Below are 14,983 nucleotides of genomic sequence, written 5' to 3' on the forward strand. Positions count from 1 at the left end.
AGACAAAAAATATAAAAAACCCACCCTCATAATACAAAAATAAAATGATTATTTTTAATATGCAAATAAAACCCGAATCAGGCTCAACGATACAGTTTGCTAATTTTTCCGGCACATTTTCCCCTGAATAAATCCGCAGGTTACCGTACAATTCCCTCCACATTGTTTTATATAAGTTATCCGGAGAACGGATGGACAGACGATTTGTTCAATCCCACAAAGAAGCGCGCTGGGCAGTATTCCTGACGCTGGCGTATCTTGTTGGTTGGTTAGTCAGCGCCTATTTACCCAGTGATGCCACGGGCTTAACCGGATTGCCATACTGGTTCGAGTTGGCCTGCCTGCTACTGCCAGCCCTGTTTATCATCCTCTGTTGGTTGATGGTGGCGTTTATATTCAAGGAAGTTCCATTGGAGGATGATAATGCAAACTGAAGTGATCTTACCTCTGGTAGGATATCTGGCGTTGGTTTTCCTGCTGTCAATCTATGCTTACCGCCGCCGCCAAACAGGCGAATTTTTGAATGAGTATTTTCTCGGCAATCGCTCAATGGGCGGTTTTGTACTGGCCATGACCATCACGGCAACCTACATCAGCGCCAGCTCCTTCATTGGCGGCCCCGGTGCAGCTTATAAGTACGGTATCGGCTGGGTTCTGCTGTCGCTGATCCAATTGCCCGCGATATGGCTCTCCCTCGGCGTGCTGGGGAAAAAATTTGCCATCCTCGCCCGCCGCTACAACGCTGTCACCCTGAATGACATGCTGTATGCCCGCTATCAGAGCCGTTTTTTGGTCTGGTTTGCCAGCCTGAGCCTGCTGGTCGCCTTTATCGGGGCGATGACCGTACAGTTTGTTGGCGGCGCTCGTTTACTGGAAACAGCCGCAGGTATCCCCTACGATACCGGATTACTGATTTTTGGCATTTCAATCGCGCTTTACACGGCATTTGGCGGGTTCAGAGCCAGTGTCCTCAACGATGCCTTACAGGGGCTGGTCATGCTGCTGGGAACCGTAATATTGCTGGCAGGTATCATCTACAAAGCCGGAGGTTTGTCAAAAGCCGTCGCCACACTGCGCGCCATCGATCCCAACCTAGTTTCGCCCTACGGTGCTGATAATATCCTTACAGGGCCATTTATGGCGTCTTTCTGGGTACTTGTCTGCTTTGGTGTTATCGGGCTGCCACATACCGCTGTTCGCTGCATTTCCTATCGGGACAGCAAAGCCGTCCATCGTGGTATTATCATCGGCACTATCGTGATGGCGATCCTGATGTTCGGTATGCACCTTGCGGGCGCTTTGGGAAGAGCGATTATTCCTGATCTGACCATCCCGGACCAAGTGATCCCAACTTTGATGATCACCGTACTGCCGCCTGTCGCTGCGGGTATTTTTCTGGCGGCACCGATGGCCGCGATCATGTCAACAATTAATGCCCAACTGCTGCAATCTTCAGCCACTATCGTCAAAGATCTCTATTTAAACCTGTTCCCCCAGCAAATCAGCCAAGAGAAAAAGCTCTCTCGCATTTCCAGCTACTCCACTCTATTTTTAGGAATGCTGCTGCTGCTGGCCGCATGGCACCCACCTGAAATGCTTATTTGGCTGAATCTACTGGCGTTTGGCGGGCTGCAAGCAGTATTCCTTTGGCCACTGGTGCTGGGGCTATACTGGGAAAAAGCCAATGCATATGGTGCCATCGGCTCGATGATCATCGGTGCCACGAGCTACACGCTGCTGGCCAGTTTCAATATCCAGATTTTTGGCTTCCATCCGATTGTGCCATCGTTGTTATTCAGTTTACTGGCCTTCGGGATAGGGAATATGATTGGCAGCCGTAAATACCAACAAACCGCCGCATCTCAATAGCAGCGATATAACATCATTTCTATAAGAAATTGATTCACAGAAAGAGAATTTTTATGCCTTGGATACAATTAAGATTAAACACCACGGGACAACAGGCCGAAGCACTCGGTGACGAGTTGATGGAAAGCGGCGCGGTGTCAGTAACCTTTCAGGACAGCCACGATACGCCGATTTTTGAACCTCTGCCGGGAGAAACCCGCTTGTGGGGCGATACCGATGTTATCGGGCTGTATGATGCAGAAATGGATATGAAAGCCGTAGTCAGTCAACTGGAACAGGTTCCACAGCTTGGCAAAGGGTTCCTTCATAAAATCGAGCAGCTGGAAGATAAAGATTGGGAACGTGAATGGATGGATAACTTCCACCCGATGTGTTTCGGCAATCGCTTGTGGATTTGCCCAAGCTGGCGAGAAGTGCCAGAGCCGGATGCCGTCAATGTGATGCTCGATCCCGGTCTGGCATTTGGCACCGGCACTCACCCAACGACTTCCCTGTGCCTGCAATGGCTGGACGGCCTCGACCTGACAGATAAAACGGTTATCGACTTCGGCTGCGGCTCTGGCATTTTGGCTATCGCCGCCCTGAAACTCGGGGCAAAACAGGCCATCGGCATTGATATCGACCCACAGGCGATTCAGGCAAGCCGGGATAATGCGGAACGCAACGGTGTATCCGCACAGCTAACACTCTATTTGTCGAAAGATCAGCCAGCAGACCTCAAATGTGATATCGTCATTGCCAATATCTTGGCTGGCCCATTGCGTGAACTCGCGCCTATCATTGGCTCACTGCCTAAATCTGGCGGATTCTTGGGCTTGTCCGGCGTATTGGCAAGTCAGGCAGAAGGCGTTGCCCAAGCCTATAACAATGAATTTATTATCGATCCGATTGCAGAACAGGAAGAGTGGTGCCGCATTACTGGGATTAAAAAATAATCACTTGATGTCTATTGAAAAGCGAGATTATCCACTAAAATGATCACTTAGGGGGTTAATTGGTGGTAATCCGCTCGCTTCATCATGATAAATGCAGGTAACGATAAATTTCATCAATAATATGTAACTTGATGTTATTTAAAAGTAATTGACCAACTTTTAAAAAATCAACTGGAAAAATTCTGTTATAAATATCGATTCGCTCAAAGTTTGGCCTTTCATATCTTGTGAAAAATGCGTAATATACGCGCCCTTAGTCACAGTTGGCCACTCTTTCTTCGCCTATGCGTATCGGACAATACCAGTTGAAAAACTGTCTTATTGCAGCTCCTATGGCTGGCATAACAGATCGCCCGTTTCGATCGCTATGCTATAACATGGGTGCAGGAATGACAGTATCAGAAATGCTTTCTTCCAACCCACAGGTTTGGAAGACGGATAAATCTCGGCTGCGTATGGTTCATCGCGACGAATCCGGAGTGCGTTCTGTACAAATTGCCGGCAGTGATCCTGATGAGATGGCGGCGGCAGCGAGAATCAACGTTGCCAATGGCGCTCAGATCATTGATATCAATATGGGGTGTCCAGCCAAAAAGGTGAATCGTAAGCTGGCAGGCTCTGCATTACTGCGTTATCCAGAATTGGTTCAAGCAATCCTTTCTGCGGTAGTCAACGCGGTTGATGTGCCTGTCACACTGAAAATTCGCACTGGATGGTCACCAGAAGAGCGTAACTGTGTAAAAATTGCCCAATTGGCTGAGCGTTGCGGTATTCAGGCTCTTACAATACATGGCAGGACGCGATCCTGTCTGTTCAATGGTGAGGCCGAGTACGATAACATTCGGACAGTTAAGCAGACTGTTGCCATTCCAATTATTGCTAATGGCGACATTACTGACCCGCTTAAAGCCAGAGCAGTGCTTGAATACACCGGGGCTGATGCCCTGATGATAGGCCGCGCTGCTCAGGGAAGACCCTGGATCTTTCGGGAAATCCAGCATTATCTGGAAACAGGAGAATTGCTGCCACCGATGCCTCTTGGCGAAGTGCAGCATTTAATGAGCGAGCATGTACGAGAACTGCATGACTTTTACGGTCAAGGCAAAGGAGTTCGTATTGCACGCAAGCATGTATCTTGGTACCTCAAGGAACATGCTCCTGATGACCAGTTTCGGCGCACATTCAACGCCATTGAGGATGCCAGCGAACAGCTGGAGGCGTTGGAGGCATACTTCGAAAATTTTTGCGTAAATAAAGAAAAGAGCTGACAGAACTATGTTCGAACAACGCGTAAATTCTGATGTACTAACCGTTGCTACTGTAAATTCACAAGATCAGGTAACTCAAAAACCTCTGCGTGACTCAGTTAAACAAGCACTGAAGAACTATTTTGCTCAACTGAACGGTCAAGATGTTAATGACCTGTATGAGCTGGTACTGGCTGAAGTAGAACAGCCACTGTTGGACATGGTGATGCAATACACCCGTGGCAACCAGACCCGCGCAGCCCTGATGATGGGAATCAACCGTGGTACTCTGCGTAAGAAACTGAAAAAATACGGCATGAACTGATCCTAGTCTTAGATCATGTTGTTATAAAAGCACTTTCTCTTTTAGGGGAAGTGCTTTTTTTGTTGGTGTTTATACAAATGTTTATACATGGTTTTCTGAACGAATTTATAAGCGCGGTATAAGATGAGAACATCAATAATGTTGACAGAAGCACTATTGGTGAAACTCGTTGTTAGTGAGCGGGACAGTACATTTTACTCGGGCAACCTTGTGAAGAGGTTTCGATGGGTTTTGTCAAAAGTTATTGGAGTGTGAGAAGAAAATGTTATTACAGTGAGAAGATACCCCGTTACGGCTATCTTCCCGATGATTTTTAAATGGAACTGATTATTTTTTATGATTTATCCCGAACCTTGCGTTCAATCAATTCACCATACGAATCAAAATAGCGGCTGGGCCAGATTTCAGATGGATGTATTTCGAGATAGTTAGCGATGATCCATTCGCCTTTCGGCCACGGACGACTGAGCGTATTTGCCAGTGTAGAAGAACTGAGTCCCGCTTCACGAGAAACAGCCGCTAAGGTTGTACCACGTTTACGTAATGCAGCGATAATATCAGCTTGATGCCAATCATTTTTAACGTTATTCATTCCTGCTACCCCTTCCATTAATTGAACATTGATGGTGGCGATTCAAGACAGGGTTCGCAGTACCGGGAGTCATCGTCCGGCGAGGCCGAAGCCTCCCCTGTCTGAACCGCCATTGAAAGGGCGATAGCAGACACACTGGTAGAAAATTCCTACCAGTGGATGACTCTTTACAAGGCTGCGAAACCTTGACCATCGGATTTTGCCAATGGCGGGGCTACTTTAACTGATTGGTTTATCTGCTTCAATAAGCGAATCAGTATAAACGCTTAACTTTTTGCGTTATATGCTGTCCAGATGAGATCTGATACCCTTGCTACTCTGAGTTCACGCAAATATGATAGTCGTCTTTGTGCCATTTGGTTGCAAAAAAGCACATTGAATCCACAATGGAATTGATGGAGTAAAATTGGCATAAACCTTACTGATTATAACCAATTGATTTAAAATAAATTTATTAAAAAATGAGTAAATGAGCTTAAAATTAGTAAAGTTTGCATCATTAAGAGGATTAAAAATGGAAGTCTATTCATCATTCTCTAACTCACTTAATTTTCGTCGATCAAACATCCTTATTTCATCAATGTACAAGAGATATGCTCTGCTTTTTGATCGGATAATTTTTAATAGGTATGGCTGTCCTATTGGTAAAGGTAAGTCATTTAATAACTTGCATGAATATACATCATTTCTTTCAAGAGAAGATGTAGATATTAAAGAGAGACTGAAGCTATCTAAAAATGAAAAATTCAAGGACTTATTTGTTGATTTATGGGATGTTGTTGAAGATCCTGAAAAAACGCATAGAGAAGCACAAGATTATGTTTCAGAATTTGATAGCAATGAAATTTCAAAATTTTCTTGGGGAAGAAATCTCATCGATAAGGAAATGGGTATTCATAATCATGATAAAGAATACAAGGCAGCAGCAATAGTCGGTGGAGATATAATTTCTGATCTTAGTTTCAATTTTTTATTAAAAAATCGCTATAAAAATTTCCATATAAACTTTGCACCTGTAGTTGCGCAGGCAGTTGATTCCGCACAACAAACAACTGATATAGAGAATTTGTTCACAACCGATTTAGTCATCCCAAAATTTGAAGAGTTGAGTTGGAACCAAGTTCTAGAACTAAGGAAAGACAAAAACATACACGCATTTAGACGTAAAATTTTCGCAATAAATAATAGAGAGGAATCTATAGATAAAACTCTTGATTCTGACTTACAGCTAGCCCTATGGGATCTCGCTATGCAAATTAAACCAAATATAGGAAAAAGTATATTTGAAGCAGTGGTCAGCAATTTACCACTCCCAACGGTATTGAACCCTTTTGGTTTATACTACGGAGTCAAATCAATTATTCAAGACTATAAAAACCAAGAAAATCACTCGTGGACATATTTTATTCAAAAAATGAAAATCGAAAGAAAATAATTTTTCTAATGTCAGAAATTGTCTCGTGCATAAGGCGTTTTTAGACATCTCACCAATGATTAATTCACCACGATTTTAATAAACTTTTCAAAGTTATTCATTAAGAGGGGGAGCTTCCTATCTTGATAACCACTAATTTTATGAATGGCGTTAAAAACCAGGTGTTCATTCACGATAAACTAGAAATATCTTGCTCAAGCTCTTTGGCAGACGAGGTGATCTTATAAATAAATTTTCTAGTCACTGCTGCATTACTTAACTTACTAACCTCTTCTTTCCCAATCCATAAAGAGACAATTTCCCTTTGCTGCTCAATCGCTAACGCATCAAAGTTAGGAATGTATTTGTGAGAGTATTTATCTCCACGATGCCACTCATAGAATGTTTTGATTAAAGACTTCGGTTTGATATCATTCTCTAACCCAAACCTTTTAGTCAATTTTCTTATGGTATGATTCACCCTTCTAAGTTGAATCGTATTCGAAACTTGGGAAAAATAAGCCACCCAGCCCATACGTTTTCCGTTAAAAATACAACCAGTAATTCGTAAGTTTAGCTTCCATTGGCAATATGCTATAGCTCGTTTCTTGTCTTTCTTATTCTTAGCTTTGGATAATGCATGTCGATAAGCAGTAAAAATTTTTGCAAGTGATGACTCAAAGCGAATTATGCTATCTTTCCTAATTTCAATCCCCTGATCACTCACCTTATAACCTAAAAAATTAAAGGGTTCACACAACAATCCCAACTTTGACTTTGATTCATCTTTACCTAATGGATGAGGAGAGAGACCAAGATCTTCTAATTTCTTTACAATAACATTAGCGATTTCGGTAGCTTGATCAGTAGGGGATAGTATGAGGATGTCATCAACATATCGCTTATACCATATATCTGTCATAAGGCTGATTTCTGCATCAATCTTCTGCAGCGCAATTTCTGCCAAAACATTCGAAATTGATAGGCCTTGCGGTACTCCTGCGCTATTTCTAATTACACCTTTACTTCCTTTTCCCTCACTTACAGTAGGTGTAGAAATTGCATTGTAGATTAATTCTCTGAATTCAGGTTTTCTAATTTTATTTTTAATAGCATGTTCAATCAGTGCATGAGGAATCGAAGGATAAAAATTCCGAAGATCAATTTTAGCATATTCAGTATATTTTCCAGAAATGATAGAATTTTTAAGTGATTCAATCACCACTTGAGGAAGCGAAAGCTTTGCTTTTGGGAATACATCAATGAGAGCGTCACAAAGTGCTCGAAGCGTGATTCTATCTCGTACCGTCGGAATAGAAATTTGTCGAGGAAATGAATGCGCCCCTTTAGAGATCAACTTTTCCTTATATGCAGTGAATTTATAATTTCCGTTGGAAACTTTTCTCACTATCAGGGCTATTTCAGATGCACGGTTTTTTTCAAAAGCACTTGGGTGCACCCTATCTATGCCAATTGTTCCTGATTCTTTAATCTTATCAACGTATATTTTCTTTAAGTTTTTAGAAGTGAAACATCTTTTAAAACTACGCGCTGCACTGCTCATAGTAGGCACCATGCTACTACAAAAGGAGACAGATATGAAAATACTAATACGACATATTTAACAATAATAAAAGTGTAGACCTGTACATAGTCTATCCACTTTGGATTTCTAGATGTCAATTGTGAGGAGTTTCTTACCCGAAAAACTTTGTCATCCATCTGCTTATGATTTTCCACTTCATTAAGTAGTTCGCCGTATTTTATAACATCTTCTTCATTTACTTCCCCTCTGGAATTTATTTCATTATATAGATGTTGCAATGCCAAATAATTCTTACGCATATTCATCGCCCGGCCACGAAAATCCCTGTTTGCGACAGAAAGTGACACAACAAGCAATGCAATTGATAACACTGCACCCAAAATATCGGTATTTCTACCAAATAAAACCGGGTAACGGATTACAACTACAGCCAATACAGCACTTAAAATAGCGTACCAAACGAGGAGGAATTGAGAGTGTGTGTCCATCCACTCTAATCGGTGATACGCCTGAATTCGTGCCTTATAGGTGAACCATACCTTGTCTAGCATGAATATGCTCCATATTAAAAAAGGAAAATAGAGAGACAGGAGAAATTGGAAACTATTGAACATCCCGAAGGATCAGTGAGCGGAAGCTCAACAGCTTGCGCTGTTCTTTATCAGAGCCGCCCTTACCATAGGCAAGAGGAAGAACCTGTCTCTCATATGTAGTTTATAACACTGATAAATAGAATAAATCAACTTACTATCAAAGTCTTAAAAGACTATTTATTGATTTAATGCAAAAGTAAAATAGGGTCGTGGTTGCTACATCACAACTACACCGTAGATTACAGTTGTAATGTCCGTTTTTCGTTGTGAGTTCATATCTGACGGTCAGATAGAGTAGCGACTAATCCAAATAAATATGTGATATTTAACTTTCTGAACATTTGATTTCATTAATTCTTACCCTGCATAGGTATTAAAAAATCGATTAGTTATCTAAACCCCGTCAAAGCTATCCAATCGTTGTCGCTGTTCTTCATTGAGACTAAACGAAAAATCTTCATGTTCGGCCTGCCATGTGCCAAAACTCATCAGGAACGCGATTGCCGGATCTATCTTATTAGCGGATTTCTTCTTGTTCGGTTTGATATTGGCGTTGGAGTCCGTTTCCATCACGACATTGGCTATTGCCCATGCCAGCACCGGATCGCCGTTGTGACGAATTATCTTGCGGTTAACGAACACCTCAACCGATTTTGCCACCGGACTAAAACGCATATAGGTTTGCGGGAACGGCTCAACATCCAGACCTGCACCCTGTAATTGGGTGCGTAGGTGTGTGGCGTTCCATGTATCAAAGCCGACTAGCTTGATATCAAAGTGCTGGCTGTCTTTGAGAATGTCATCTCGGATATGATCGTAATCAATGCAGTCGCCTGTCGTAGTACGTAGCCAACCCATTTGCGCCCACTGACGATAGATTGCCCGATTCTTATTTGCTGGGTTCTGTAGCTGGGCTTCGGGTAAATAGTGGCGGGTCAGTAATAACAGTTCGTTATCCACCGGGAACGTGTAGCAAATACTGGTGATATCGCCTGTTGAGGATAAATCCAACCCGGTGTAACACTCCAATCCTTTGAGGTTGTTTACGTCATAGTCTAGTTGGCAGGCTTTCCATGCCCCTTCCCCCATCCACGGTGTTTCACCCTGACACCAGATATTAAAGCGCTTAGTTAGCATTTCTATCCACTGTGACGGAATACCCCGCGCTTTCTGAATGGTGTCATGCAGTGAGGCGCTGTCTACCGATACATCCAGATTGGGATTTGCCTTTATCCAGAGCGTTTCATCATCAATTTCTTTCTCGTCGTCCAGTTCGTAGATCAGGGCAAACAGGGATTCGTTTTGCTCTTCGCCATCCAGAATCTGACAGCAATAATCATAGTGCTGCTTACAGGCTGAAATAACATTACTGCCTGCCGTGGTAATGGTAAACAGGATACCTTCGGGACGTGCACCCATTCCCAGCTCAAGAGCAGAGTAAACGGCGTTATCTGGGTGTAAATGGTACTCATCGACAATTGCCAGACTGGGGTTAGTGCCCTCAATCGTAGCGGCTTTGGCTGCCAGTGGTTTTAGCAGGCTGTTGCTCTTTGCATAAGTCACTTTGTGCTGTTGGATAGCTACCCGTTTTTTGAGCGGTTTTGATAACAGGCACATCTGGCGGGCATCATCAAATACAATACGCGCCTGATCGCGACTCACGGCGGCGGTGTAGATATCTTGCTGACCGTTCTCCATCACCAGAAACCAATTTACCAGTATCGCGGCAACGGTGGATTTGGCATTTTTGCGCGGAACCTGAATATAAACGTTGCGATATTTTCGGCGTCCGGTCGCCTTAACTTTGAAACCAAATAGATTGGCAAATGCGAATTGCTGCCACGGTTCGAGAATGATAGGCTTACCACGCAAGTGCCCCTTGACGTGAGGACAGTGACGAGAGAACGCAATAAACCGCGCTACCACCTCCGAATCAAACACATAAAGTGGGTTATTCAGGTCGTTAAAATAGCGATTCACCGCCTGTTTTACCCGTTTACAGGCCGGAATTGTGCCGTTTTCGATATCAAAAGCGTACTGCTCCCATGCGTTCATAGTCGGTCTAGCTCGTCCTCTTCCTCTGTTTCCACCGGATTTTTCCGCCGTGATACCGGATCAAAACCCAGTAATGAAGACATTTTTATCATGATTTTTTCAGCGTCGGCTTTGGCACTCAATGACGGATTACGGCTTTCACTGCCCTGACTGTTCACGATACTAAAGCCTCGGATATCAAGGTCTGCCACCGCTTTTCGATAAATGGCGTAGTTGACGCAGTACAGTTCTAAATTGTTCCAGTCGGCGGCGTTCAGGTCTTCCCGCTCACTTAAGATTTTGCCTTTGGCTTTCCATTGACTGGCGGCGATATCGTTTAAATAAGTGGGCGGTTTGGGTGCTCTTGCCATAATGTTCTCTGTTCCTTGTGATTTATTTTCAAAAAAATTGCCGTGCGTAAAAATTTAAGGAGGGGTCGGTTCCGCTGAGAAGCGCGTTTGTCATTTTTGATACCCCCACCCACTATTTCATTTGTTATTATTCTGCGACTAACCAACCGCAACGCTTTGCCGCTTCTGTTTCCCGTTCCTGATAGATACCCTGTTTGCGCTTCGCTTTGGTGATAGGATCTGTCTGTACGGTCTTGCGGTTATGGCAGGGCGGGCATAACGATTGATGATTGGATTCAGGCCAGAACAACACATCAGCTTCACCCTGTATCGGGATAATGTGATCCACAATCGTTGCAGAGGCATAGATATCTTGCTGTAGGCAGTGGACACATAACGGATTCGCTTTCAGGTATTGCAGCCGATAGCGTCCCCATTGGTTACTGTAACCTCGTTGGGTTCGGGTTCCCCGTTGTTTGTCCTGTTGCCGTCTGGACTCGCGTTGATGTTGTTCACAGCGATCTGACTTCACACGCTCACGGCAATTAGGATAGCTACAGCGCTTTAAAGGTTGCCACGGCATCAGTAAACTCCCACATCACGATAGACAGACCACAATGATTTAATGGTGAAAGGCACCTCTTTAAGATCAGCATCCGTTGCCATCTCTCGATTCTCATACAGCAAACCGATATAAAGCAGACAGCCCACCTTAATAGCAGGGGTAAAAGCCAATCCGTTATCAAACCGTTTGCCGATATGTTGCTGGCAGACTTCCAGCGCGGCTTCGGCATAACCCATTAACAAGGCATCATCAAGGGCACCATCCTCATCCAGCCGGCAATGCTGTTTGATTTCGTTTAAGGGGATTTCAATCTGGCTCATCAGAATATGCCTCCTTTACAAAGCAGCTCTAGGCTGGTGTGTTTCGCATCAGGGATAACCGCCACAATGTCAAAAGCGGTTCCTCTGGTGTTAGCCCCGTTATAGAGAATGATATTGGCGGTGGTTAGACAAGGAACGGTTTTCTCCGGTCAGAACGTAGTGGCGCAGTTCATCATTGCTGAGTGTTTTACTGGTCGGCTGGGTTTTACCCGCCTGACTGCGTTCTTCATCAGATAGGGCTTCATAACGGGCAATTTCGACATTGAGCGCATCGGACTGATTACGTAGCTTGTCGAACTGTTTCGCTTCATCGGTAGTCAGTGAGCGCTTTTCGCTTTCGGCTTTGGTAAGCAGCGAGCGCATCTGGTTGGTTAAATCGGCTTTCTGTTGGCGTAATTCGAGAGGTTTTTTCATGGTGTTTTTTCGGAATAGTTATCTTTCAATAAATAACTTTTTAACACTATGAAAAATAATAAGAAAGAATCCTGATTATGTTGAGCTAGCATACAAAAATATAAAAATGGCGACTTAAATCGCCATTTTGCTAATGGCTATTTATTTTTTACTTTTATAGTGTAGATTTTATTAAATTCCTCGGAGCTTTTAAACATATTACCATAGATAGCTCCATGTATATTAACTGTTGCCGTTCCTGCCTTGGCAGGAATACCAATTATTATGATGCAGTTATTATCCTTTGTTGATATGGTGTTTTTTGTTATTACCTCTTTAGGTAATTCACAATGTTGGGCATGTAGTCCTAAATCATCCGGTTTTACACTATTACCAGCTAGCATCCCTATAACACGTCCACCCTCTATATTTATAGTGCTATAATACGACTCACCTACTTTAGCATCAGGTAGTTCGTTTTCTTTAGGTGAAAATGAAACGGAACTACCACAGGCAGTGAGAAAAAAAACAGCCATTATCATTAAATGTTTATTCATTTTATTTTAGTGGTTTAAAAACCACTCCTCCGAATAATTGATTCAAAAAGGAATCCATTGTAGTATTGCTTTTTATTTGTTGATATGTATCACCCCATGAAAATAATTCAAGTTCAACTTGTTGTTTATTTTCTTTTACTACTCCATTCCATACAATCCAATGACTTTTATATTTAACACCATTATTTCGTCCCCTTCCTAACATAGTGTCAGATATCAATGTAATTACTTTATATCCTTGCGATGCGTAATCATTAAGAGCCATTAAATCATTCATATTGCAATGATATAATCCGACATTACTAAAAACTTTTTCATAACCAGCCTCTTCAAACCATTCTGTTAACATTTCCCACATTGTAATACCAGCAACCTGATCATCAACTTCATCATAATTAAAAATGATATTTTCTGAATCTCTTAAACTCGCTAATGTCAACCAGTCTAACCCAGATATTCTTGCACCGTACTGATTATAAAATGAACCTTTAGGATGTCGGCAGCCGTCACCCGGTTTGATTTCTAATTGACCAATTTTGGTTTTTCCATGTTCCCATAACTCACGGGCAGCTTGCTCATAAATATCTGGTCTGTCCATTTGTAAACAATAAAAAAATGCCGCAGGACCACATAAACTTGCACCGCCCTGATCGGGAACGGTTGTTTTAGAAAGTCTGCCCTGAATTTCAGATTCAATTTTACTTTTTTCAAATGGGTCGTCAGGATGACCAATTGGATATTCTTCAGCAATAAACATCCTTTCAGGAATAGTAATTTTTAATTCAACCGTATTATCACCTTCGCTGACCGGTTTTGTTTCAATCGTACTTTCAAAATAACAGGCATTTTCCCGTTTTTTATCCGAATAGGCTTTACCTGCGACGAGTTCCCCAAGTGTATACATTTTTTTAAACGGAGCTTGCAATGCCTGAATTGTATTTGAACCATGCTTACGATAAAGCATAATCTGCATAATATACGTCACAGAAAGATCATCGTCTATTTCCTGCGTGATATGCTTTTCAGTTTCATAATTGCTCTATAATTGTGCCTGTGCAACATCAAGCAATACATGATGATTTCCTGCTGCATCCTGACGATAAATAATCAAATCATAAAGTAACTTTTCAGCAGGCACATTCGATTCAATTTTAGTGTAAACGGTATAAGTTGGCATGGCATTAATCCTTTAAAATATGAAATTCAAGTTTCTTTTTGTCATCAGTGAGATGCCATTGGGTATAACCTTGTTTATCAGTCTTTCCTTCTTTTATCTGACCATCCGGCAGGCAAACCCGATACTTGCGTTCGGTTAAAAGATTGCCGTCATCATCCACACAACGATAACGAGCATGATGTTTAGCGGGTTTTACCGGAGTCTCTTCAACCAGCGGCTTCTTAAGTGGCTTAACATTCGAGAACCCAGACAATAGTGGCCTGCCTTCTTCACGCCCGGATAATTGCGTAATGCTATAACCCGATGTGCCCGCGGTAAGATGCCTACATGAAATAGACTTATAATCAATCTGCACCGTTTCATACGGTATCTGGTCATTACTGTCTATCGAATGAGGATAATGACAGGTAAAATCAACAATGGTTGCTCCTGTCAGTTTGATTTCATAAAAGGCTTCTAATTGCCCCAATTGACTGGTTCGGTAACACAAAAAAACGGCCTCTAACAATTCATTACCGTCAATTGCCATTGCTAAGAGCGGCGAGGATTTATCAATAGGCTTGGTAAAGCTAACTGGGTGATGATGCGCGTTCTGGTCGCGGCTCACTGAATGGCTGATACTCAATATCTGTATTTCGTCTTCCCGACCTGCCTGATAGCGGTTTCCGATAGATTCAGGCGTTGAGCACCCGGCTGAAATTAACCCCTGTTTCTTGCCTTTGAGTGACAAGTAAATAATATGCGACATCTTGTCTCCTGTGATCTGACTTCCGAAAAATACCGAATAAATGAAGCAGAATACAACAGGAATATTTATCTATTCCAGCTTGAGTGAAAGAGCAGCAATGAATTTGTGATTAATCTCTGTTTTTAAAGTAAACCAGAAGATTACATCGCTTAAATTTCTGGTAGCACCAAATCAGCCTGATACCTTACTTTACGTCTTTTGATTTATCTGGCTTTTATTTACCTGCCAGAGATACCCCCCTATAAATCTTTTTTCCCCTCTCAGTTATGCACCCTCTGCACAATCCACTGAAAGCCTTGCTACATCTGGGTTTGTCGT

Annotated in this window: 16 protein-coding genes and 2 pseudogenes; 6 read left to right on the forward strand and 12 right to left on the reverse strand. The window is 42.6% G+C overall.

The features are described 5' to 3' along the window. Positions 1–191 precede the first annotated feature (191 nt). The 5 genes from PSI22_RS17475 to fis all read left to right on the forward strand — a co-directional run bounded on the left by PSI22_RS17475 (position 192) and on the right by fis (position 4,376). On the forward strand, positions 192–434 hold the full coding sequence (locus PSI22_RS17475) for a YhdT family protein (RefSeq protein ID WP_038197304.1): 243 nt from the start codon (positions 192–194) through the stop codon (positions 432–434). Further along, on the forward strand, positions 424–1,869 hold the full coding sequence (panF, locus tag PSI22_RS17480) for a sodium/pantothenate symporter (protein ID WP_273580848.1): 1,446 nt from the start codon (positions 424–426) through the stop codon (positions 1,867–1,869). Before PSI22_RS17475 ends, panF begins: the two co-directional genes overlap by 11 nt. Before the next feature lie 53 nt (positions 1,870–1,922). Continuing rightward, positions 1,923–2,804, forward strand: a complete 882-nt coding sequence (gene prmA / locus PSI22_RS17485) for a 50S ribosomal protein L11 methyltransferase (RefSeq protein WP_273580849.1) — start codon at positions 1,923–1,925, stop codon at positions 2,802–2,804. A 284-nt stretch (positions 2,805–3,088) separates the two neighbouring features. Further along, positions 3,089–4,072 (forward strand): tRNA dihydrouridine synthase DusB, encoded by a 984-nt coding sequence (dusB, locus tag PSI22_RS17490; protein ID WP_273580850.1) that lies wholly within the window; start codon positions 3,089–3,091, stop codon positions 4,070–4,072. A gap of 7 nt (positions 4,073–4,079) precedes the next feature. Further along, positions 4,080–4,376 carry a DNA-binding transcriptional regulator Fis gene (gene fis, locus PSI22_RS17495; protein WP_010847912.1) on the forward strand — a complete coding sequence of 99 codons (297 nt, stop codon included), beginning with the start codon at positions 4,080–4,082 and terminating at the stop codon, positions 4,374–4,376. 334 nt (positions 4,377–4,710) lie between these two features. On the opposite strand, the gene PSI22_RS17500 is transcribed toward fis, so the two are convergent. Continuing rightward, positions 4,711–4,968 (reverse strand): helix-turn-helix domain-containing protein, encoded by a 258-nt coding sequence (locus tag PSI22_RS17500; RefSeq protein WP_038223181.1) that lies wholly within the window; start codon positions 4,966–4,968, stop codon positions 4,711–4,713. Positions 4,969–5,482: 514 nt separating this feature from the next. Between PSI22_RS17500 and PSI22_RS17505 the strand changes: the two genes are divergently transcribed. After that, positions 5,483–6,403, forward strand: a complete 921-nt coding sequence (locus PSI22_RS17505) for a hypothetical protein (protein WP_273580851.1) — start codon at positions 5,483–5,485, stop codon at positions 6,401–6,403. 169 nt (positions 6,404–6,572) lie between these two features. On the opposite strand, the gene PSI22_RS17510 is transcribed toward PSI22_RS17505, so the two are convergent. The 11 genes and pseudogenes from PSI22_RS17510 to PSI22_RS21420 form a co-directional block, all read right to left on the reverse strand. Beyond that, on the reverse strand, positions 6,573–7,946 hold the full coding sequence (locus PSI22_RS17510; RefSeq protein ID WP_273580852.1) for a reverse transcriptase domain-containing protein: 1,374 nt from the start codon (positions 7,944–7,946) through the stop codon (positions 6,573–6,575). Next, positions 7,943–8,479: an SLATT domain-containing protein gene (locus PSI22_RS17515; RefSeq protein WP_273580853.1), complete on the reverse strand. Its 537-nt coding sequence runs from the start codon at positions 8,477–8,479 to the stop codon at positions 7,943–7,945. The genes PSI22_RS17510 and PSI22_RS17515 overlap by 4 nt, the downstream gene beginning before the upstream one ends. 435 nt (positions 8,480–8,914) lie before the next feature. Further along, positions 8,915–10,576: a terminase large subunit gene (locus PSI22_RS17520; RefSeq protein ID WP_273580854.1), complete on the reverse strand. Its 1,662-nt coding sequence runs from the start codon at positions 10,574–10,576 to the stop codon at positions 8,915–8,917. After that, on the reverse strand, positions 10,573–10,926 hold the full coding sequence (locus PSI22_RS17525; RefSeq protein ID WP_086954148.1) for a phage terminase small subunit P27 family: 354 nt from the start codon (positions 10,924–10,926) through the stop codon (positions 10,573–10,575). Before PSI22_RS17525 ends, PSI22_RS17520 begins: the two co-directional genes overlap by 4 nt. A 127-nt stretch (positions 10,927–11,053) precedes the next feature. Beyond that, positions 11,054–11,488, reverse strand: coding sequence for an HNH endonuclease (locus PSI22_RS17530; RefSeq protein WP_273580855.1), 435 nt, complete (start codon positions 11,486–11,488; stop codon positions 11,054–11,056). After that, positions 11,488–11,790, reverse strand: coding sequence for a head-tail connector protein (locus PSI22_RS17535; RefSeq protein ID WP_273580856.1), 303 nt, complete (start codon positions 11,788–11,790; stop codon positions 11,488–11,490). The genes PSI22_RS17530 and PSI22_RS17535 overlap by 1 nt, the downstream gene beginning before the upstream one ends. A 126-nt stretch (positions 11,791–11,916) precedes the next feature. Beyond that, positions 11,917–12,204 (reverse strand): annotated as a pseudogene (locus PSI22_RS17540) (phage major capsid protein); the annotation flags it as partial. A gap of 137 nt (positions 12,205–12,341) precedes the next feature. After that, positions 12,342–12,740 carry a hypothetical protein gene (locus tag PSI22_RS17545; protein ID WP_273580857.1) on the reverse strand — a complete coding sequence of 133 codons (399 nt, stop codon included), beginning with the start codon at positions 12,738–12,740 and terminating at the stop codon, positions 12,342–12,344. 1 nt (position 12,741) lies between these two features. Continuing rightward, positions 12,742–13,713, reverse strand: coding sequence for a hypothetical protein (locus PSI22_RS17550; protein ID WP_273580858.1), 972 nt, complete (start codon positions 13,711–13,713; stop codon positions 12,742–12,744). A 66-nt stretch (positions 13,714–13,779) separates the two neighbouring features. Further along, complete coding sequence (locus tag PSI22_RS17555) at positions 13,780–13,917, reverse strand: hypothetical protein (protein WP_273580859.1); 138 nt, start codon at positions 13,915–13,917, stop codon at positions 13,780–13,782. Between the two features lie 289 nt (positions 13,918–14,206). Beyond that, positions 14,207–14,665 (reverse strand): annotated as a pseudogene (locus tag PSI22_RS21420) (Hcp family type VI secretion system effector); the annotation flags it as partial. Positions 14,666–14,983: the final 318 nt, after the last annotated feature.

The organism is Xenorhabdus aichiensis, assembly GCF_028598775.1.
GTDB lineage: Bacteria > Pseudomonadota > Gammaproteobacteria > Enterobacterales > Enterobacteriaceae > Xenorhabdus > Xenorhabdus bovienii.

Bases quoted from the DNA above. Each gene is read 5' to 3' on its own strand.
- PSI22_RS17475 (WP_038197304.1), top strand. From the start codon at position 192: ATGGACAGACGATTTGTTCAATCCCACAAAGAAGCGCGCTGGGCAGTA.
- panF (WP_273580848.1), top strand. From the start codon at position 424: ATGCAAACTGAAGTGATCTTACCTCTGGTAGGATATCTGGCGTTGGTT.
- prmA (WP_273580849.1), top strand. From the start codon at position 1,923: ATGCCTTGGATACAATTAAGATTAAACACCACGGGACAACAGGCCGAA.
- dusB (WP_273580850.1), top strand. From the start codon at position 3,089: ATGCGTATCGGACAATACCAGTTGAAAAACTGTCTTATTGCAGCTCCT.
- fis (WP_010847912.1), top strand. From the start codon at position 4,080: ATGTTCGAACAACGCGTAAATTCTGATGTACTAACCGTTGCTACTGTA.
- PSI22_RS17500 (WP_038223181.1), bottom strand. From the start codon at position 4,968: ATGAATAACGTTAAAAATGATTGGCATCAAGCTGATATTATCGCTGCA.
- PSI22_RS17505 (WP_273580851.1), top strand. From the start codon at position 5,483: ATGGAAGTCTATTCATCATTCTCTAACTCACTTAATTTTCGTCGATCA.
- PSI22_RS17510 (WP_273580852.1), bottom strand. From the start codon at position 7,946: ATGAGCAGTGCAGCGCGTAGTTTTAAAAGATGTTTCACTTCTAAAAAC.
- PSI22_RS17515 (WP_273580853.1), bottom strand. From the start codon at position 8,479: ATGCTAGACAAGGTATGGTTCACCTATAAGGCACGAATTCAGGCGTAT.
- PSI22_RS17520 (WP_273580854.1), bottom strand. From the start codon at position 10,576: ATGAACGCATGGGAGCAGTACGCTTTTGATATCGAAAACGGCACAATT.
- PSI22_RS17525 (WP_086954148.1), bottom strand. From the start codon at position 10,926: ATGGCAAGAGCACCCAAACCGCCCACTTATTTAAACGATATCGCCGCC.
- PSI22_RS17530 (WP_273580855.1), bottom strand. From the start codon at position 11,488: ATGCCGTGGCAACCTTTAAAGCGCTGTAGCTATCCTAATTGCCGTGAG.
- PSI22_RS17535 (WP_273580856.1), bottom strand. From the start codon at position 11,790: ATGAGCCAGATTGAAATCCCCTTAAACGAAATCAAACAGCATTGCCGG.
- PSI22_RS17545 (WP_273580857.1), bottom strand. From the start codon at position 12,740: ATGAATAAACATTTAATGATAATGGCTGTTTTTTTTCTCACTGCCTGT.
- PSI22_RS17550 (WP_273580858.1), bottom strand. From the start codon at position 13,713: ATGCAGATTATGCTTTATCGTAAGCATGGTTCAAATACAATTCAGGCA.
- PSI22_RS17555 (WP_273580859.1), bottom strand. From the start codon at position 13,917: ATGCCAACTTATACCGTTTACACTAAAATTGAATCGAATGTGCCTGCT.